We start from the raw sequence: 19209 nt of genomic DNA, 5'->3' as shown, positions 1-19209 counted from the left end.
ACGTCGTGAAGCCAGCGTTCCTCGACCTGCCCGACCGCGAGGCGAAGCCGCGCCGCGCCGGGCTGACGCACGTCATCGACCCCGGCGCCGGCCGGCTCGCGACGGCGGACGTCCTCGACTCGGTGGCGGCGCACGTCGACATCTGGAAGGTCGGGTGGGGCACCGCGTACGTCGACCCGACGCTGGTCTCGAAGCTGCAGCTGCTCGCCGCGAACGACATCGCGTCCTGCCTCGGCGGCACGTTGCTGGAGATCGCGTGGGCGCAGGACCGGGCCGAGCAGTGCCTCGAGTGGGCGCGGGAGGTCGGCTTCACGCACGTCGAGGTCTCGCGGGGGACGGTCGCGATGGGCTTGCGGGACAAGCACGAGCTGATCCGGCGAGCCGCGGCCGACTTCACCGTGCTCGCCGAGGTCGGGACGAAGGCGCCGGGGGAGCAGCTGGCCGCCCGGCACTGGCCGGCGGAGTGCCGGGCCGATCTGGAGGCCGGGGCGAGCCTGGTGGTGACGGAGGGCCGGCAGAGTGGCACGGTCGGGACGTTCGACGCGTCGGGCCGGGTACGGCCGGACGTCGTGGAGGCGGTGGCTGCGGCGGTCGGCGTCGAGCGGGTTGTGTTCGAGGCGCCCCAGGCGGGGCAGCAGGCGTGGTTCATCCGGCGCTTCGGCCCTTCGGTCAACCTGGGCAACGTTGCGCTCGGCGACGTCCTGTCGGTCGAGACGCTCCGGCTCGGGTTGCGCTCGGACACCGCAGCCGTCGACCGCCGCGAGCGTGAAGGCCTGGCGTGACCGGGCCGCGCACCGGCCGGAACTTCGTCCCGAACCGCTACCGCGGGGTTTCGGTCGCGGCGCTCCCGCCCGAGGTCCCGCTCGACGAGGTCGGGCTGAAGGAGCACTTCCTGGGACGCGAGGCGTACCGGCGCACCCGGTTCGTGGTGGCCCGCTCCGGCGGCGAGACCGCGTTGCTGCACGTCGAGCGGGCCTCGGAGACGGCTTTGTTCTCGGCGATCACCAGGGTCGAGCTGCTCGCCGGCCCGGCCGAGTGCGAGTACGTCGTCGCTCCCGAGGTCGACACGGCGATCCCGTCGGAGCTGGCCAGGGCCGCGCTCGACCGCGCGCCGGGGAAGCGGGCCGTCGCGGTGCAGGGCCGGTACGCGCACGTCAACGTGATCGTGGAGCCGGCGCCGCTGCGGGTCGTCGTCCGCGAGGTGGTGCCGCCGGAGCCCGCGAAGCTGCTCGACCAGGCCCGCCGCGTGCTCGCGGTCGCCGACGACCTGCCGCCGATCGAGCTGGTGGGCGAGCTGACCGACCTCGCCGCGCTGGCTGCCGAGCGCCCGAGCGAGCACTACCTGCTGCCGTGCCGCGGCTCCGGTGGCGAGGTGCCCGGCGCGCAGGTGTCCTACCTCGACGAGCACCCGCCCCGCGCCGCGTGGACGCTGCTCGGCTGCACGCGCTCGCAGCAGATCCACCGCCACTTCTACGGCGCCGACGCCCCGACCGTCGACTTCTGCCCCAAGCGCCGCCCGCCGGCGCCGGGGGAGCGGCTGCTCACGAAGTGCTGCCTGCAGGAGGAGCACGTCGAGGCCGGCGCCGGCTGGGTCGCGGTGCCGTGGGGTTCCTCGCTCGACCACGTCCGCGAGGCCCTGACCCGCCTCGCCGCGCAGGAGGAGCCGGCGTGGGCACCCGGCTGAGCTCGTCGGCGCTGTACGGGCACCTGTGGGGCACCCCGGAACTCGACGCGGTGTTCGAGGAACGCGCGATGCTCCAGACCTGGCTCGACGTGCTCGCCGCGCTCGCCAGGGCGCAGGCGGCGCTCGGCATCGTCCCCGAGGCAGCCGCCCGGGCGATCACGGAACGGGCCCGCGCCGACGCGCTGGACCTCGACTTCGTCGCCGCCGAGACCCGCCGCACCGCGCACTCGACGCTCGGGCTGATCCGCGGGCTGCAGCAGGTGCTGCCCGAGGAGGTCCGCGAGCACGTCTACGTCGGCGCGACCGTGCAGGACGTCACCGACACCTGGTTCGGCCTCGTGATGCGCGACGTCGGCGCGCACGCGGCGCGCGAGCTGGGCGCGATCCGGGAAAGGCTGCTGGACCTCGCCGCGAAGCACCGCGACACCGTCATGGTCGGGCGGACGCACGGGCAGCCCGGCGCGCCGATCACGTTCGGCTTCAAGGTCGCGACCTGGGCCGACGAGGCGGGTCGGCACCTCGACCGGCTGGCCGAAGGTGCGCCGCGGTGGGCGACCGGGCAGCTTGCCGGTGCCGTCGGGGCGCTGGCGTTCTTCGGCGCGGACGGCCCTGCATTGCGGGCGCGCTTCTGCGCCGAGCTGGGGCTCGCCGACCCGGGGATCTCGTGGCTCACCTCGCGCGACCGGGTGGCGGAGTTCGGCTCGGTGCTGGCGATGGTGTGCGGCACGCTCGGCCGGATCGGCTCGGAGGTGTACGAGCTGGCCCGCCCCGAGATCGGCGAGCTGGCCGAGCCTGCGCCCGCCGGGGCGGTCAGCTCGATCACGATGCCGCACAAGCGCAACCCGGAGAGCGCCGAGCACCTCGACACGCTCGCGCGGCTCGCCCGCTCGTCGGCAGCGGTGCTGGTCGAGGGGCTGGTCGCCGGCCACGAGCGGGACGGGCGCCCGTGGAAGGCGGAGTGGGTCGCGCTGCCGGAGGTCTGCCAGCTCACCGGCGCGGCGCTGCGGCTGGGCCGTGGTCTCGTCGAAGGGCTGGAGGTGTACCCGGAGGCGATGGCGGCGACCGTCGAGCGGTTCGGCGCCGGCCTCTCCTCGGAACGGGTGCTCGCCCGGCTGTCGGAACGGATCGGGAAGCACCGCGCGCAGCAGGTGATGCACGAGGTGCTGCGCGAGGAGGGCGCCGACCCGGCCGTCGCGCTGGACGCCCGCGGCCTGGCCACGGCGGCGGAGGTCCGCGGCTGGGCGTCGGGACCCGCGGTCGCCGCCGCGGCGGCGATGGTCGACGAGGTCCTCGCCAGAGCCGGTCGCACGCCGTGAGCGGGACGGGTCCAGCCACGGGCGCGGCTGGGGGAGGGCAGGAAAGCCACGTTCAGGCCCCCACAGGGCCGGAAAGTGGCTTTCCTGCCCTCCCCGCGCCCGCGGGGCTCCCGAGGTTCCCGCTGGCGCTGCTGCCCACCCCGTTGCACCGGGCACGCCGCCTCGAAGCGGCGCTGGGCGCCGGCCCGCTGCTGCTCAAGCGGGACGACCTGATCGGCTTCGGTGTCGCCGGCAACAAGGTGCGGCCGCTGGAGTTCCTCGTCGGCGCCGCGCTCGACCACGGCGCGGACGTGTTCGTGACGGGCGGCGGGCCCGGCTCCAACTTCTGCCCCGCGGCGGCGATGGCGGCGCGCGCGGCCGGGCTGGAGTGCGAGCTGGTGGTCTGGGGTGATCCGGCCGGTGCGCCCAATCTGGTGCTGGCCGCCGCCGCGGGCGCAACGCTCGTCCCCACCGGCGACACCGACCGCGAGGCCGTCGACCGGCTCGTCGAGGAGCGGGCGGCGGCGCTGCGCGCTGCCGGACGTCGCCCGTTCGCCGTCCCGCGAGGCGGCTCGACGGCGCTGGGCGCGGTCGGGTTCGCCATGGCGGCCGCGGAGCTGGCGGGCCAGCTCGCGGCCCAACTCGACGAGCCGCCCGCGCTGATCGTGCTGCCCGTCGGGTCGGGTGGCAGTCTCGCGGGCCTGCTGGCCGGGCTGCCAGCCGCCGGGCTGGACGTGCCGGTGCTCGGGGTCTCCGTCAGCCGCCCGCCCGCCGCGATCGCCGCGCGGGTCCGGCAACTCGCGCGAGAGTGCGCCGAGCTGCTGGGCGGCCCGCCACCGCTGGTCCCGGAGATCGTCGACGCCCGCGGTCCCGGCTTCGGCTCGGCCACCCCGCACGAGCGCGAGCGGGCCCGGCTCGCGCTGCACGCCGAGGGCCTGCTGCTCGACGAGACCTACGGGGCGGAGGCGTTCGCCGCCGCAGCCGAACGGCTGGGCAACGGCCCGGTCCTCTACTGGCACACCGGCGCCGTGCTCCCCGCCATCGGATCGATCACGAAAGGCGCACCGTGACCCGCCGCACCCGCCCCGAGGGCTTCCCGCAGGGCGGCCCGGCCGCCGAGCTGATCGAATCCGGCTTCGCGCTGGAGAACGCCGACGCGAGCTTCCTGCACCACGGCCTCAACCTCGCCGACATCGCGCACGTGCTCGACCTCGGCCGCCGCCGCATCGTCCCCGACGAGGCGCGCAAGGAGCTGCTCGCGCTCCTGCTGGAGGTCAGTGAGGTCGCTGCGGACGACTTCCCGTACGACCCGGCCAACGGCGAGCCGTACAACTCGCGCGAGCGCTACTTCGTCTCCCGCATCGGCGATGTCGCCGGCTGGCTGCACGCCGGTCGTCCCCGCCGCGAGGCCGCGCGGGTGGCGCTGCGGCTGCACCTGCGCCGCCAGCTCGCCGATCTGGTCGCCGAGACCGCGCGCTTCGCCGCCGAGACCGCAGCGCGCGCCGGCGAGCACGCCGAGACCCTCCTGCCCGACCAGACCTACTTGCAGCAGGCGCAACCCTCGACGTTCGGGCACTACCTGCTCTCCTTCGCCTACCCCGCGGTGCGCGACGGGCGGCGGCTGCTCGACGAGCTCGACTGGGTCGACTGCAGCCCCGGCGGCGCGGGTTGCGTCAACGGCACGCGCCTGCTGGAGGACCGCGATCCGATCGCGGCCGCGTTGGGTTTCGACGGGGTCATCCCGCACACACGGGACGCGATGTGGCAGGTCGACGGGCTCGTGCACATCCTGGCGACGGCGGCGAGCCTGCTCTCCAACATGTCGAAGCTCGCGGAGGACCTGGAGATCTTCTCGTCGAGCGAGTTCGACTTCGTCGACCTCGACGACTCCTTCACCCGCTCGTCGATCCTCATGCCCAACAAGCGCAACCCGTACGCGCTGGCCATCGTGCGCGGCGCGTCCGGGGTGCTGATCGGGCGCCTCACCGGCTTCCTCGCCGTGACGAAGAGCCCGTCGGCCCGCAGCGACAACCTGATCTTCGCCTACGGCGAGGTACCGCGGGCGCTCGAGCTGGCGCTGACGATCACCCGGCTCATGACGGGGGTGGTGCGCACGCTGCGGGTCAACCCGGTCCGGATGCGCGAGGAGCTGGACCGCGGCTACACGCAGGCGACCGATCTCGCCGAGCACCTCGTGGAGCGGCTCGGAGTCGACTACCGGACGGCGTACGTCGTGGTCGGCAACACCGTGCGAGCGGCGGCGCGCGCGGGCGTCCCCGGCGCCGAGATCACCGGCGCCATGATCGACGAGGCGGCGCTCGCGCACGTCGGCACGTCGTGGGGGTTGGCCGGGGTCGATCTCTCCGAGGTGCTCGACCCGTGGCGGATCGTGCTCTCCCGCACGGCCGAGGGCGGCGCCGCCCCGGCCGCGCTGCACGGCATGACCGCCCAGCTGCGCGGGATCGTCGCGGAGCTGCAGGAGCGGGCCGGCACGAAGGTAGCCGCGTTCGACCGCGCCGAGCAGGCGCTGCTGGCAACGGCGCGCTCGTCGGCAGGCTGACTCAGCGATCCGCGTATGGTAAAAATGCGTGTCGGATAGTGTACGCGACGAGCGTGGAGGCTGCCCGTGCCCCGCAAGACAGTGATCATCGGAGGGGGAGCGGCCGGCCTCGGCTCCGCAGGCGGGGTCAAGGCTGCCGACCCGTCGGCCGAGGTGGTCGTCTACACGCAGTTCGAGGACGTCGCCTACAGCCCGTGCGGCATCCCTTACGTGCACGGCGGCGAGATCCCCGACTTCGAACGGCTCTTCCTGGCCGGCAAGCAGGCCTACGTCGACGCCGGCATCGACGTGCACTACGAGACCGAGGTGACGTCGATCGACACCGACGGCCGCACGGTCACCGTCGGCGGCGAGGGCGTGATCACCTACGACAACCTGATCATCGCGACCGGCTTCGAGTACGCCGATCCAGGTGTGCCCGGCAGCGAGCTGGGCGGGCTGTACTACGTCAAGAACATCCGCAAGGCGATGGAGTGGGACAAGGTCATCGCCGAGACGAAGCGCGCCGTCGTCGTGGAGGCAAGCCCGCTCGCGCTGGAGATGGTCACCGCGCTCGCGCACCGCGGCGTCGAGACCCACCTGATCGACCCCAACCCGTACGCGCTGGCGACGATGGCCGACGCCGACATCATGGAGCCGGTGCAGGAGTCGTGGCGCGAGATGGGCGTCCACCTGCACTTCAACACGACGCTGAAGGCGTTCCTCGACGACGGGAACGGCCAGGTCCGCGGGGTTTCCACATCCGACGGCGACATCGCTGCCGAGCTGGTCGTCGTGGCGACGCACAAGACGCCGAACAACCGGCTCGCCACCGCTGCCGGGCTGAAGCTCGGCTCGACCGGCGGGATCATCGTCGACGACCACATGAAGACCTCCGCGCCGAACGTGTGGGCGGCCGGCGACGTCTGCGAGATCCCGCACGGGCTCACCCGCACGCCGCTGCAGGGGCTCACCGGTTCGCACGCCTACGCGCAGGGCAAGGCGGCGGGGACGAACGCGGGCGGCGGCGACCGGGCCTACCGCGCGGTGTACGTGCCGTGGGGCACGCCGGCGGGCAAGTGGGTGATCGGCGGGGCGTCGTTCGGCGAGACCACCGCCACCGCGCTCGGGATCCCCTACGTGCTCGGCGTCGCGGAGGGGATCTCCCGGGCGCGGTACTACCCGGGCGTCAAGAAGGTGAAGGTCAAGCTGCTCGCGGAGCCGGGGACGCTGCGGCTGATCGGCGCGCAGATGGTCGGTGGCGGTGAGGGGATCAAGGAGCGGGCCGACTTCCTCGCGCAGGCCATCCGCTTCGGCATGACCATGCACGATCTCTCGACCATGGAGAACGTGTACTCGCCCGCCATCGGGGCGCTCAACGAACCGATCGTCGTCGCGGCGACCAACGGCGTCGCCGCCGCCGCGAAGGGCTGAGGCACGTGTCCGAGCCGAAGGGCTTCTTCGGGTGGCTGCGCAGCAACTCCGAGCACTACCTGCTGGTCGCGGCGCACGAGCGGCTCGCGAAGCGCAACGGGTCGCCGGCGCCGCTGCCGCCCAAGGGGCTCAAGGAGCTGTTCTGGCGGCGGGTGTTCGCGCCGCTCTACGCGGTGCTGCCGTGGCAGGTGCGCAGCCGGATCATGCGCTCGATGCCCGGCAGCCACCGCAAGAGCTGGGCACCGCCGCCGCGGACGCAGGGTCCCGCCGTATGAGGAGGCCGACGTGATCATGGTGGCGAGGGCGCGCTGGCGCGCCGCGGAGGACCGGCTCTACCCGACGCTGCTCACCGACGCGGGCGCGTACCGGCGGGGGATCGCGGCCGTGCAGGCCGTGCTCTGCGAGCTGCGCCGGCGCGGTGCGGGGCCCGACGAGCTGGTCGAGCTGGAAGCGGCGCCGAACGAGCTGCTCGCTGCGGCGTGCCCGCGCGGGGTCCCGATCCCGGTCGACCTGCTCGTGGCCGTCGCCTGCGGGATGCGCGACCGCGAGCTCGCCGCCGACGCCTCTTCGCGGCGGCGCGAGGAAGCGATGCGCCTGGCTCGCCGTGACGGGACGGTGTGGGCGGTGCTGGAAGGCCCGTCCGATCCCGCCGAGCTGTCGGAGGGCCGCCGGGTCGTCCAGCACGTCGACACCGGCGTGGTCGTCGAGGCGACCGTCGACCCCTGGGCGCGCGACGAGCCGTACGGCCTGCTCGTCGTCCCGGGCGGGGCCCGCACCTTCACCGACCGCGCCACCTGGCTCGCCGCCGTCCACGAGGTCCAGGACGCCTGACGAACTTCCCCACCGTTTTGCCAACCTGCACACCCGAAAGGCCGTGCAGGTTGGCAAAACGGTGGGGACCTTGGACGCGTGTTCAGCGGGTGCGGACCGTGGGGAGGCAGAGGCGGCCCGTGCGGACGAAGCCGGCGCGCAGCGCAGGCGGCAGGGAGCGGGCGATCCGGTCGGTCGCCGCCTTGCGCTCCTCGACGTTGCCCAGCTGCCCGACGAGCAGGTCGGAACCGGTGGACGCGGCGATCCGCGCGGCCTCCTCGATGTGCCCGAGCCCGTGCAGCGCCAGCGCCTCGTACTTGGTCGAGGAGAACGTGCGGGCCTGCACCAGAAGCGCCTCGGACTGCTCGGGCTCCCAGCGGGCCCGCATCTCCATCAACCGCATCGCCGCGCGCGGGCGGAACGGCAGCGAGCGCTCCAGCATCGGCGCGGCCGCCTCGACCGCCGCGGCGGCGTCGTCGGGGCGCCCGAGCAGCAGGTCGCAGTCGGCGACGGCGAGCAGCGCGTGCAGCTCCTGCTCCAGCTCCAGCGCCCCGCCGCCGCGGTGGGCCAGCTCGACGGCGGCCTCGGCGTGCTCGCGCGCCCGCTCGACCTGTCCCAGCTCCTGCCACAGCCACGACGTCGTGGTCTCGATGCCGGCGCGGTAGAAGGAGACGTTGTCGGCGTCGATCAGCTTGCGCGCGTAGGTGAGCGCCTTCAGCGCGCCGGCGAGGTCGCCGGTGTCGCCGCGGGCGAGCGCGGTGAAGAACAACGTCTGCAGCAGCGGTCGGAACTGCCCGGTGCGCCGGCAGAGCACAGCGGCCCGCGAGAGCGTGGCCTTCGCCTCCGCGAACCGGTCCTGGTGCTGCAGCAACGCGCCCCGGTACGCGAGCGCGAGCGCCGTCGTCGTCTCGCCGGGATCGGCCGCGCCGGCGCCCGCGAGCACCTGCTCGTACGCGGCGTCCGCGCCGGCGTAGTCGCCGTCCCAGTGCCGGACGCGGCCCAGTAGCAGCGCGGCACTGGGCAGGGCGCCGGGCGCCGCCGCCGCGGACGCCGCCAGCTCCGTGGCCCGCTCGGCGAGGTCGACGGCGCTCATCGCGTCGCGCGCGTAGAGGGCGGTCCAGCCGAGCTGCTCCAGCACGCGCGCCTCGAGCTCCTGGTCGCCGAGCTCGCGTGCGATGTCCAGCGCGGCGACGTGGTCGGCGCGGGCGTCGTCGTACCGGCCCAGGTCGCAGCGCGCCTGCCCGCGCCGGACCAGCGCCTGCGCGCTCACCTCGGGTGTTGCGGCGGCGCCGACGGCCTGGTCGAGCAGCTGCCCCGACTCGACGTTCGCGAACGTGAGGTGCGCCGCGTGCGCCGCGACCATCCACGCCCGCGCTGCCGCGTCACCGTCGCCTGCCGCGGCGAGGTGCCGTGCTGCCGCCTCCGGCCGGGCCTCCAGCAGCCGCGCGGCCCGCCGGTGCCGGCTGACCCGCACCGGCTTCGGCGCCGACGCGTAGGCGACCTCGCGCACGATGTCGTTGGAGAACCGGAATTGGTCGCCCTGGGCCACCAGCAGCCCCGCCCGCAACGCCCGGCCCGCCGTCCGCGCCGACTGCTCGACGTCGAGGCCGCCCAGCGCGGCGACCTCGTCGAGCGCGAACGTCACACCCAGCACCGCGCCCAGCGCGAGCAGCAGCGCGGTCTCCTCCCCGGCGTGCGAGATGCGCGCGGCGACCGCCTCCTGCAGTGAGGTCGGGACGGCGAGCGCGCCGCTCGACCGCAGCCGCGACGGGTGGCGCAGCAGCTCGGTGAGGAACAGCGGCGAGCCGCCCGTCCAGCGGTAGAGCTGCGCGGGGTCGTACGCCAGCCCGGAGCGGCGCACGAGCAGGGTGGTGTCGGCCTCGGAGAGCGGGCCGAGGTCGATGTGCTCGGCCATCCCGCGCAGCGCGGCCGTCACCGGCTCGTCCTCCGACGTGCGCTCGGTGACGACGACCATCGCGCGGCTGCCCGTCCAGTGCCCGACCAGCAGGTGCAGCGCCTCGATCGTCGACTGGCCGGCGTGCTGGGCGTCCTCCACCACCAGCAGCAACGGCTGGCGGCTGCTGAGGCGGTCGAAGAAGCCGACCAGCGCGTCGAGGCTGCGGCGGTGCTCCAGCTCGCGCCCGGCCCGCTCGTACGGGACGGGCCCGACGATGTCGGTGAGCTCGGGCAGCAGCGCGGCGAGCGTGCCGAGGCGGGTGCCGGCGAGCTCGCGCACCTCGGCCGCGTCGAGCCGGTTCACCACCGCGCGCACGGCCTCGACCAGCGGCTGCAGGTAGAGCGATCGTTCGGCCTCGAAGCAGCCGACGGTCAGCACCGCGGCCCCGGTGCGCCGCGGCCCGGCCGCGAACGTGCCGACCAGCGCGCTCTTCCCGATCCCGGCCTCGCCGGTGACGACGGCGAGCAACGGCCGGCCGGTGGTGGCCGCCGCCCAGAGCGTGTCGAGGTGGGCGAGCTCGGTGTTGCGGCCGATCAGCGGGGAGCCGGCGCGGGCGTCGCCGGTCGGCCCGATCCGGCCCGCGTGCCCGGCACCGGCCGGGCTCTCCGAGCGCAGGATCGAGAGGAACAGCGCCTGCGTCGCCGGTGAGGGATCGGTGCCCAGCTGCTCGGACATCGCGACCCGCAACGATCGGTAGACCATCAGCGCCGAGCCGGACCGCCCGCTCTGCTGGTGGGCGAGCATGACGGTGCGGCACGCCTCCTCGTCGAATGGGTCGGCGCGCAGCGCACTGCCCGCGACTTCGACGGCCACGTCGAAGCTGCCCAGCTCGACGGCGGCGGCGCTCCAGCAGATCCGGGCCCTGCGCAGCAGCGCCGCGACGTCGCCGCGCAGCGCCAGCACCCACGGGTCCTCGTGCTCACCGGCCATGGCGACGTCGGCGTCGAGCAGCTTCGTGGCCTGCTCGGCGCTGGTGGAGGCGAGCGCGAACCGGTCGTGACGCAGCTCGTCCTCCGCGGTCTGCACCAGCTCGGTGGCCTCGAGCAGGTCGACGTCGACGCCGGGGACGAGCCGGTAGGCGGCCGCGGTGCCCTCGATGCGGTCCTTGCCGAGCACCCGCCGGATCCGGGATATGAGCGCGGCGATGTTGCGGTCGGCGCGGTCGGGGGCGCTGGTGTCCCACAGCGCGTCGACGATGGCGCTGACGGGAACGAGCTCGCCGCGCCTTGCCGCGAGAACGGCCAGCAGCCGTTGGGCCTTTCCGGTCGGCACCGGTGCCGTGAGATCTCCGCTGACGGTGAAAGGGCCCAGCAGCCTCAGCCGCACAGGGGCTGGGCTCATGGTCGGATTCTACCTGTGGACGGGCCGCTGGCCAGCGATTCCGCGATCGGACAGCCGCAGGCCAGGTGGTCACCATGCAGCATGCTCGGTGACTATAGTGTACGAGCCTGCCTTCCCGCGAGATCATGCAACGCGGCCGTGAAGCACGCGAGCGGCGCCGTCGCGACCCCCGCCCCGACCTGCCCGGTGCCGGCGTCGACGTGCAGGATCCCGGTGGTCACCTTCGGCGTGATGCCCAGCTCGACGACCTTGCGCACGTCGACCCCGAGCGGGGTGCCGCGGAAGCCCATCGGCGGGAGCGTGAACCGGGTGCTGGTGCCGGCGGTGATGGCGGCGAACCCCTCGGTCGCCGCGGCGGCGTCGGCCATCGTGCCGCCGAGGAACGCGGCCACGGCGGGCGAGCCGCCCGCCGCGGGCCCGCCCATGCCGGTCAGCTCCAGCACCGCGCTGTCGCCGATGTCGCGCGCGCTCGTCTCCGGGCCGTGGCCCGAGTAGTACAGCGCCTCGCCGACCGGGGGCGCCTCGGTGATGAACCACTCGGGCGAGCCGGCGAGCTTGATCCCGAACGTCGTGCCGTTGCGGGACATCGTCGTCACGATGCTCGACCCCGGCACCTGCTCCGCCCACAGCTGCAGCGACTTCGCGGCGGCCATGGCGACGTTGAGGAAGAACAGGTGGTTGCCGGCGAGGTACTCCGCGAACGGCACCCGCTGGTCGTCCGGCAGGGCCGCGATGTGCGGCAGCCAGGTGCGGGCGAGCAGGTTGGTGGCGCTCTGGGTGCGCATGTGCAGGTCGTCGCCCATCGCGATGCCCTGCGCGGCGAGCGCCAGCACGTCGAGGCCGCCGGCGCTGTCGAGGATCCGGCCGATCGCGGGCCCGACGGTCTCCGCGAGCAGCCGCAGCCTTGCGATCGCGGCGCCGGTGTCGCGGCCGAACCACGCGACGTCGCCGGGGCCCTGGTTGACCGGGGAGAACGCGCGCGTGCCGCCCTCGCGGTTCTCCACGACCAGCACGGGCTGCGACGGGCCGATCGCGGTGGCCATCGGGACGACGGTGTCGTGGTGGTTGGCGGCGTCGATCAGGACGTCGTCGGCGGCCAGCAGCCGCTCCGCTTCCTCGACGTCGGGCGCCCAGTCCTCGGCGACGACGGCGGCGCGCATCGAGCGGCGCAGCGGGTCGCAGTGCTCGGCGTAGGGCAGCGGCGGCCCGCTGTGCAGGATCATGCGCTCGTGCAGACCCGGCACGACGGTGCCCGCAGGCACCACACCGACCAGCGTCGGGACGCCCTGGTCGAGACGGCGGACCACCTCGGCGTTGGCCTCGTCGACCGCCGCGGCGGAGTCGCCGTGCAGGACGGTCAGCGCGCGCACGGCGTCGAGGTCGCCGTCGGCGGGGATGCGCCAGTCGACGTGCCGGACCGGGCGGCCCTGCGCGCGGACCGCGTCGGCGAACATCGGCAGCCCGACGTTGACCACCTCGACGTCGTCGGTGAGCGCGGACCGCGCCATCGGGAACCTCCGTGTCGTGGGAAGTTCCCCACCGTTTTGCCGACCTGCACGCCCTTTTGGGTGTGCAAGTAGGCAAAACGGTGGGGAAGTTGTCAGGCGGGGCGGCGGGCGATCTGCAGCAGCGGCAGCTCCGGGCGACCGCCGGGGGGCCGGCCGGTCTCGCGCTGCACCAGGTTGAGCGACGAGCAGGCCTGGCAGCGGGCGCAGCCCGCGACCGCCGTGTCGGCGCCCAGCCCGCGGTCGGCCAGGAAGCCCGCGACCTTGCGGTAGATCGGCTCGGTGTACTCCCGCGACGGTGCCGGGACGTCCGCCATGAGCGAGCCCGCGACAGGCCGCAGTGGCACGACGAACGGGTAGACGCCCATGTCGACGGCCCGCTTGCAGCCGGCGATCGTCACCTCGGGGTCCTCGCCCATGCCCAGGATCACGTAGGTCGAGACCCGGCCCTCCCCGAACCGCTCGACCGCGTACTCCCAGGTCCGGAAGTACGTCTCGATGCCGGTGCGGAACTTGCCGGGCGCCACCCGCGCGAGCACGGCCGGGTCGAACGACTCGATGTGGATGCCGACGGCGTCGACCCCCATCCCGTGCACCTCGTCGATCGTCGAGAGCTGGCGCGGCGGCTCGAACTGCACCTCGACCGGCAGGCCCGCGGCCTCCTTCACCGCCTGCCCGCACTTCGCGACGTACAGCGCGCCCCGGTCGGGCGCCACCGACGAGCCGGTGGTCAGCGTCGCGTCGACGGCGCCGTCGAGCTCCTTCGCCGCGACGGCCACCTCGGCGAGCATCTCCGGTGTCTTGCGCGCGATCGTCGCGCCCGCCGCGAGCGAGATGCCGATGCCGCAGAAGCCGCACTGGTCGGAGTTGCCCCAGTAGTTGCACGCCTGCACGACGGTCGAGGCGAGCGAGTCGAGGTGCAGCAGCGCGATCTGGTGGTACGGGATCCCGTCGGCCGTGGTGAGGTCGTAGAAGCGGGGACGGGCCGTCCCGCCGACGGAGGCGAGCTTGACGCCGTCGCGGTAGATGCCCTGCCCGCCGTCCTCGGCCCGCAGCGAGTACGGGGACGTGGTGCTGGGCGGCACCGTCACCGGGACGCCCTCGATCCACAGCATCCCCGAGTCGGTCGGACCGGCCCCGCCGGTGCGGGAGGTTTCCAGCCGGGTCTCGATCCGCAGGCCGAGGCTCTGCAGATCCATGATCAGCGCGGCGATCGCGCCGGTCCCGGCCGGACGGCTGAGCAGTTCCGTCATGTCAGGCCTTCTCGCCGTAGAGCTGCTCGTAGTTGCGGTAGAGGATCCGCTGTTTGAGCTCGTCGCTCACGGGCGCGCCGTTGATCTTCCAGTACTCGCCCCAGAAGTCGCTCCAGGGCTCGTCGGAGGCGAACAGCACACGGTCCTCGCCGACGCCGCGCTTCTCGATCTCGGTCATCAGCCAGCGCGCGCCGAACCCGATCGTCCACGTGGTGTCGCAGTAGACCTTGAACCCCTGCTCGACCCAGTCGAGGAACTGCGGGACGAGCTTGATGTGGCCGCTCACCCCGCCGCCGAAGTGGACGAGGTAGATCTTGACCCGCTTGCCGTACTTCTCGACCAGTGGCACGAAGTTGTTGATGTCGGACGCCCCGCCGGCGCTGGTGTGGAAGTGGAAGACGAGGTCGTGCTCCTCGGCCGCGGCGAAGCACGCCTCGGCGAGCTCGCGGGTGTCGTCGTCCCACGTGTTCGGGTCGGGGTTGCCGCCCAGCAGGAACGTCGTCTTCAGGGCGACGATCCCGCGCTCACCCGCGTGCTGCAGCGCGGCGAGCGTCAGCTCCTTGTTCTGCGGGAGGATCGACACCCACAGCCCGCCGACCAGCCTGTCCTGGCTGGTGACGGCGTCGAGCACAAGATCGTTCAGCGAGAACGCCTGGCCTTGCACGGGGATGCCGTAGTTGGGCAGGACGAGCCCGCGCTCGACGCCGACGCCGTCCAGGTGGCCGAGGTAGTCCTTTGCGCCGGCGAACTCGTAGACCGTGGGTTTGACGGGCTCCTTCAGGTTGTAGAACGCCCACGCGTCCATCGTCCCGATGTGGCTGTGCGCGTCGACGACGCGACCCCGGACCTTCTCGGTGGCTGCCACGAGGCTCCCCTTCACGGCTAATAGTAGACGTCCGTCTCCTATAGTGAAGGTAACCGAACGGAAGTGGGCCAAGCAACCCGTCCCGATCACACCGGCGGGGCGGCCGAGGGCCGGGATGCGTGCGTTCCGCACGCGAGGGCAGGAAAGCCACTTTCCTGCCCTCACAGGGCCTGAAAGTGGCTTTCCTGCCCTCCCCGGGAGCGCCGGCGCGCTTGGTCCTAGCTGTCGGCGCCGTCGCCCTTCTTGTCGCCGCCGTTCGCGTTGCCGCCCCCGTTGCCCCCGTTGCCCCGGAACCGGTCGAAGATCGAGCCGGCGGCATCGGCGACGGTGGTGCCGACGTCGTTGAGGACGGTGACGAGCGGGTCGGTCGAGGCGGAGAAGGAGTCGCGGTAGGAGCGGGCGGCGGAGCGGAAGTCGTCCATCATGGTCGCGGCCGGGGCGTCGTCGGCGCGGCGCTGGTAGGTGCCGGCGAGGATTGCCCGGTACTCCTCCGAGGCGGCCCAGCGCTGCAGCTGCGCCGCGCGGACGACGGCGAACGGGTGGCTCATCTCCTCGACGCTGAGCAGCTTGAGGATGCTGTCGCGGATGTCGTCGACCTCCTCGTACTCCTTCGCCTGCTCGAGGAACGTCGGGATGTCGAGGCCGTTGCCGCAGGGTCCGCCCGCCATGAAGATCGCGACGCGCAGCGCGGCCGCCGGGTCCTGGCTGCAGAGCAGCCCGGCGCGGTCGCAGGTCAGCTCGGCCTTGCGGAACCACTCCATCAGCGCCGCGATGACGGCGCGCAGCCCGAGCGAGCCGATCGGGATCCCGGTGACGGCGGCCTGCAGCCGGATCAGCCGGTAGAGCAGCGTCCGCAGGACGGCGTGCTCGGACAGGACGTGCCCGACCTCGTGGCCGATGACGAACCGCAGGCCCTCGTCGTCGAGCGACTCGACCAGTCCCGTGGTGAGCACGATGAACGGGCGGTCGATGCCGATGGTGTAGGCGTTGGTCAGGGGTGAGCGGACGACGAACATCTCCGGTGTCGTGTCCAGGTCGAGCGTCGCGACGCAGTCGTTGCGCAGCTCGTCGAGCCGCGGGTACTGCTTCGGGCCCACCCGCACCGCGGATGCGAGCACCAGCAGCCGCTCGGCCCGCTCGCTCCACATCCCCGCGACGGTCTTGAGCACCGCGCCGATCCCCGGCAGCGCGCGCAGCGCGGCGAGCGCGCCCCGGTCGGCCGGGTGCTCGTACGCGCGCGGGCTGATGCCCGGGAACCGCACGCGCGTCGACGGTCGTGGCACAGGTGTCGCCTCGGTCATCTTCGTCCCCCCACCTCGTGATCGCTTCGGTGGTGACGACGTCGTTGCCGACCCGCTCGTTGGGAAGGTGTGACGCGGGTCACGGCCCATTTCACGACTTCACAGTCCGATTTGTGCGTATCTCGCGAACCGATGAGAAGTTGGTCTTGTTACAGCCTGGCCGTGCAGGTAGGGATGTACCTTCACCAGCTCGAGGGGGAGCACATGGCGGACGCGAAGACCGAGGACGTTCTGGTTGCGGGAGCCGTGCGCCGCGCGATGTGGCGGCTCGTGCCGTTCCTCGGACTGTGTTACCTGCTCAACTACATAGACCGCACGAACGTCAGCTTCGCCCAGCTGACCATGAACGCCGACCTCGGGCTCTCCGCGGCCGCGTACGGGCTCGGCGCCGGGCTGTTCTTCGTCGCCTACTTCTTCTTCGAGGTGCCGAGCAACATCATCCTGCACAAGGTCGGAGCCAGGGTCTGGATCGCCCGGATCATGATCACGTGGGGGATCATCGCCTCCGGCATGGCGTTCGTGCAGAACGAGGCCTGGTTCTACGTCATGCGGATCCTGCTCGGGATCGCCGAGGCCGGCTTCTTCCCGGGCATCATCCTGTACCTGACGTACTGGTTCCCGCGGGTGACGCGCGCGAAGATGGTCGCGCTGTTCTTCGTCGCCGTGCCGGTCTCGTCCGTGATCGGCGGCCCGATCTCGACGCTGCTGATCGCCAACGGCGACGGCGCGTGGGGCTTCGACGCCGGCTGGCGGTTCATGTTCTTCGTCGAGGGCATCCCGTCGGTGCTGGTCGGCGTACTGGTGCTGGTCCTGCTGGCCGACCGGCCCAGCAAAGCCGCGTGGCTCGCGCCGGCGGAGCAGCAGGCCCTGGAGGCGCGGATCGCCGCGGAGGACTCCGCGCAGGTGCAGCACGAGACGGGCATCCGCGCCGGCCTCGCCGACCCGCGGGTGCTCGGGCTGGCGCTCGTCTACTTCGGCATCGTCTTCGGCAGCTACGTCTTCCAGTTCTTCCTGCCGACGGTGATCAAGGACATGGGCAAGCAGTTCGGGACGGAGTACTCGATCATCCAGGTGGGCCTGATCACGGCCATCCCGTACGCCGTCGCCGCGCTGTTCATGATCCTCAACTCGCGGCACTCCGACCGCACCGGCGAGCGGCGGCTGCACGTCGCGATCCCGGTGTTCGTCGGCGCTGCGGCGGTGGCCGTCGCGCTGTTCCTCGGATCGCCGTTCCTGATGATCGCGGCGATGTCGATCTGCGCGGCCGGCATCTGGGGGTCCATCCCGGTGTTCTGGACGCTGCCCAGCGTGTTCCTCACCGGCTTCGGCGCCGCGGCGGGCATCGCGTTGATCAACTCGTTCGGCAACCTCGGCGGCTTCGCGGGCCCCGCGCTGATCGGGGCGTTGAAGGACGGCACCGGCACGCACACGGCCGGCTTCTTCGTCGTCGCCGCGATGCTGGTGATGGCCGGTGTCGCGGTGATGCTCGTGGCGCGCAGGCGTGAAGTGCGAGAAGGGGTTACCGTCTCGGATTCATGAGCAGTCTGGAGCCACGCACTCTGAAGCCACGCAGCCACGAGGTCACCGACGGGCTGGAGCGGGCGGCCGCGCGCGGGATGCTGCGCGCCGTCGGGATGCGTGACGAGGACTTCCGCAAACCGCAGATCGGCATCGCGTCGAGCTGGAACGAGATCACCCCGTGCAACCTGTCGCTGCAGCGGCTGGGGATCGCCGCGAAGGAGGGCGTGCACCGGGCCGGCGGGTTCCCGATGGAGTTCGGCACGATCTCGGTCTCCGACGGCATCTCGATGGGGCACGTCGGGATGCACTGGTCGCTGGTCAGCAGGGAGGTCATCGCCGACTCCGTCGAGACCGTCGTGCAGGCGGAGCGGCTCGACGGCACGGTGCTGCTCGCCGGCTGCGACAAGAGCCTGCCCGGCATGCTGATGGCCGCGGCCCGGCTCGACCTCGCCGCCGTGTTCCTCTACGCCGGCTCGATCATGCCGGGCTACGTGGGGGAGCGGGAGGTGACGATCGCCGACGCGTTCGAGGCGGTCGGCGCGTGCGCCCGCGGGCTGATCACACGCGAGGAGGTCGACGCCATCGAGCGGGCGATCTGCCCCGGCGAGGGCGCCTGCGGCGGCATGTACACGGCCAACACGATGGCGTCGGCCGCGGAGGCCCTCGGCATGGCGCTGCCCGGCTCGGCGAGCCCGCCCGCGGTCGACCGGCGCCGCGACGGCATCGCGCGCGCGTCCGGCGAGGCCGTCGTCGGGATGCTGGACAAGGGCATCACCGCCCGGCAGATCCTGACGCGCGAGGCGTTCGAGAACGCGATCGCCGTGGTCATGGCGTTCGGCGGCTCGACGAACGCGGTGCTGCACCTGCTCGCCATCGCGTGGGAGGCGGGCGTGCCGCTGGAGCTCGACGACTTCAACCGCATCGGCGACCGTGTGCCGCACCTCGCCGACGTGAAGCCGTTCGGGGCGCACGTCATGTCGACGGTCGACCGCGTCGGCGGCGTCCCGGTCGTCATGAAGGCCCTGCTGGAGGCGGGGCTGCTGCACGGCGACGCGCTGACCGTCACCGGTTCGACGGTCGCGGAGAACCTCGCCGCGATCGACCCGCCCGACCTCGACGGGGAGATCCTGCGCGCGCTGGACAACCCGATCCACCCCACCGGCGGCCTGACGATCCTGCGCGGGTCGCTCGCGCCCGACGGCGCGGTCGTCAAGAGCGCCGGGTTCGACTCCGCGCGGTTCGAGGGCACCGCGCGGGTGTTCGACGGCGAGCAGGGCGCCATGGACGCCGTTTCGAACGGCACGCTGAGCAGCGGCGATGTCGTCGTGATCCGGTACGAGGGGCCGAAGGGTGGGCCGGGGATGCGCGAGATGCTCGCCGTCACCGGCGCGATCAAGGGCGCCGGGCTCGGCAAGGAGGTGCTGCTGCTCACCGACGGCCGGTTCTCCGGCGCCACCACCGGGCTGTGCGTCGGGCACGTCGCACCGGAGGCCGTCGACGGCGGGCCCATCGCGTTCGTCCGCGACGGCGACCCGATCGTGCTGGACATGGATGCACGCACGCTCGATCTGCTGGTCGACGAGGCCGAGCTGGCGGCGCGCCGGGAGGGCTGGTCACCGCCCGCGCCGACCTTGCGCACCGGGGTGCTCGGCAAGTACGCCAAGCTCGTGGGCTCCGCGGCGCAAGGGGCCGTCTGCGGCTGAC

At 73.0% G+C, this 19209-nt stretch carries 15 protein-coding genes; 10 read left to right on the top strand and 5 right to left on the bottom strand.

Annotated features, from left to right (window positions below; all coding sequences use genetic code 11):
• The first annotated feature begins 5 nt into the window (after positions 1-5).
• From LL648_RS16000 to LL648_RS15965, 8 genes are all read left to right on the top strand, one after another.
• Positions 6-782, top strand: coding sequence for a phosphosulfolactate synthase (locus LL648_RS16000; protein WP_232663342.1), 777 nt, complete (start codon positions 6-8; stop codon positions 780-782).
• Positions 779-1684, top strand: a complete 906-nt coding sequence (locus tag LL648_RS15995) for a DUF7714 family protein (RefSeq protein ID WP_232663341.1) — start codon at positions 779-781, stop codon at positions 1682-1684. The genes LL648_RS16000 and LL648_RS15995 overlap by 4 nt, the downstream gene beginning before the upstream one ends.
• Positions 1669-3000: a class-II fumarase/aspartase family protein gene (locus tag LL648_RS15990; RefSeq protein WP_232663340.1), complete on the top strand. Its 1332-nt coding sequence runs from the start codon at positions 1669-1671 to the stop codon at positions 2998-3000. The genes LL648_RS15995 and LL648_RS15990 overlap by 16 nt, the downstream gene beginning before the upstream one ends.
• A complete protein-coding gene (locus LL648_RS15985) occupies positions 2997-4049 on the top strand; it encodes a 1-aminocyclopropane-1-carboxylate deaminase/D-cysteine desulfhydrase (protein WP_374112052.1) in 1053 nt (350 codons plus the stop codon). The genes LL648_RS15990 and LL648_RS15985 overlap by 4 nt, the downstream gene beginning before the upstream one ends.
• Positions 4046-5539 (top strand): argininosuccinate lyase, encoded by a 1494-nt coding sequence (locus tag LL648_RS15980; protein WP_232663338.1) that lies wholly within the window; start codon positions 4046-4048, stop codon positions 5537-5539. The genes LL648_RS15985 and LL648_RS15980 overlap by 4 nt, the downstream gene beginning before the upstream one ends.
• 66 nt (positions 5540-5605) lie before the next feature.
• Positions 5606-6952 carry an FAD-dependent oxidoreductase gene (locus LL648_RS15975; protein WP_232663337.1) on the top strand — a complete coding sequence of 449 codons (1347 nt, stop codon included), beginning with the start codon at positions 5606-5608 and terminating at the stop codon, positions 6950-6952.
• A gap of 5 nt (positions 6953-6957) precedes the next feature.
• Positions 6958-7227 (top strand): hypothetical protein, encoded by a 270-nt coding sequence (locus LL648_RS15970; RefSeq protein ID WP_232663336.1) that lies wholly within the window; start codon positions 6958-6960, stop codon positions 7225-7227.
• A 10-nt stretch (positions 7228-7237) separates the two neighbouring features.
• Positions 7238-7783, top strand: coding sequence for a hypothetical protein (locus tag LL648_RS15965; RefSeq protein ID WP_232663335.1), 546 nt, complete (start codon positions 7238-7240; stop codon positions 7781-7783).
• Between the two features lie 82 nt (positions 7784-7865).
• Here LL648_RS15965 and LL648_RS15960 read toward each other — a convergent pair whose 3' ends face one another.
• The 5 genes from LL648_RS15960 to LL648_RS15940 form a co-directional block, all read right to left on the bottom strand.
• A complete protein-coding gene (locus tag LL648_RS15960) occupies positions 7866-11060 on the bottom strand; it encodes an ATP-binding protein (RefSeq protein ID WP_232663334.1) in 3195 nt (1064 codons plus the stop codon).
• Positions 11061-11152: 92 nt separating this feature from the next.
• Complete coding sequence (locus tag LL648_RS15955; RefSeq protein WP_232663333.1) at positions 11153-12568, bottom strand: DUF1116 domain-containing protein; 1416 nt, start codon at positions 12566-12568, stop codon at positions 11153-11155.
• Between the two features lie 92 nt (positions 12569-12660).
• A complete protein-coding gene (locus LL648_RS15950) occupies positions 12661-13818 on the bottom strand; it encodes an MSMEG_0568 family radical SAM protein (protein WP_232663332.1) in 1158 nt (385 codons plus the stop codon).
• Position 13819: 1 nt separating this feature from the next.
• Positions 13820-14683 carry an amidohydrolase family protein gene (locus LL648_RS15945; RefSeq protein ID WP_232663331.1) on the bottom strand — a complete coding sequence of 288 codons (864 nt, stop codon included), beginning with the start codon at positions 14681-14683 and terminating at the stop codon, positions 13820-13822.
• A 218-nt stretch (positions 14684-14901) separates the two neighbouring features.
• Positions 14902-15984 carry a M48 family metallopeptidase gene (locus LL648_RS15940; protein WP_232663330.1) on the bottom strand — a complete coding sequence of 361 codons (1083 nt, stop codon included), beginning with the start codon at positions 15982-15984 and terminating at the stop codon, positions 14902-14904.
• A 204-nt stretch (positions 15985-16188) separates the two neighbouring features.
• Here LL648_RS15940 and LL648_RS15935 point away from each other — a divergent pair, with 204 nt between their 5' ends.
• Positions 16189-17523, top strand: a complete 1335-nt coding sequence (locus LL648_RS15935; RefSeq protein WP_232663329.1) for an MFS transporter — start codon at positions 16189-16191, stop codon at positions 17521-17523.
• Positions 17520-19208, top strand: a complete 1689-nt coding sequence (ilvD, locus tag LL648_RS15930) for a dihydroxy-acid dehydratase (RefSeq protein ID WP_232663328.1) — start codon at positions 17520-17522, stop codon at positions 19206-19208. Before LL648_RS15935 ends, ilvD begins: the two co-directional genes overlap by 4 nt.
• Position 19209: the final 1 nt, after the last annotated feature.

Origin of the sequence: Pseudonocardia sp. TRM90224 (assembly GCF_021245725.1) — a bacterium.
Lineage (GTDB): Bacteria > Actinomycetota > Actinomycetes > Mycobacteriales > Pseudonocardiaceae > Pseudonocardia.
The sequence above is the reverse complement of the archived record's forward strand: the minus strand, read 5'-3'. Positions and strand labels throughout refer to the sequence as shown.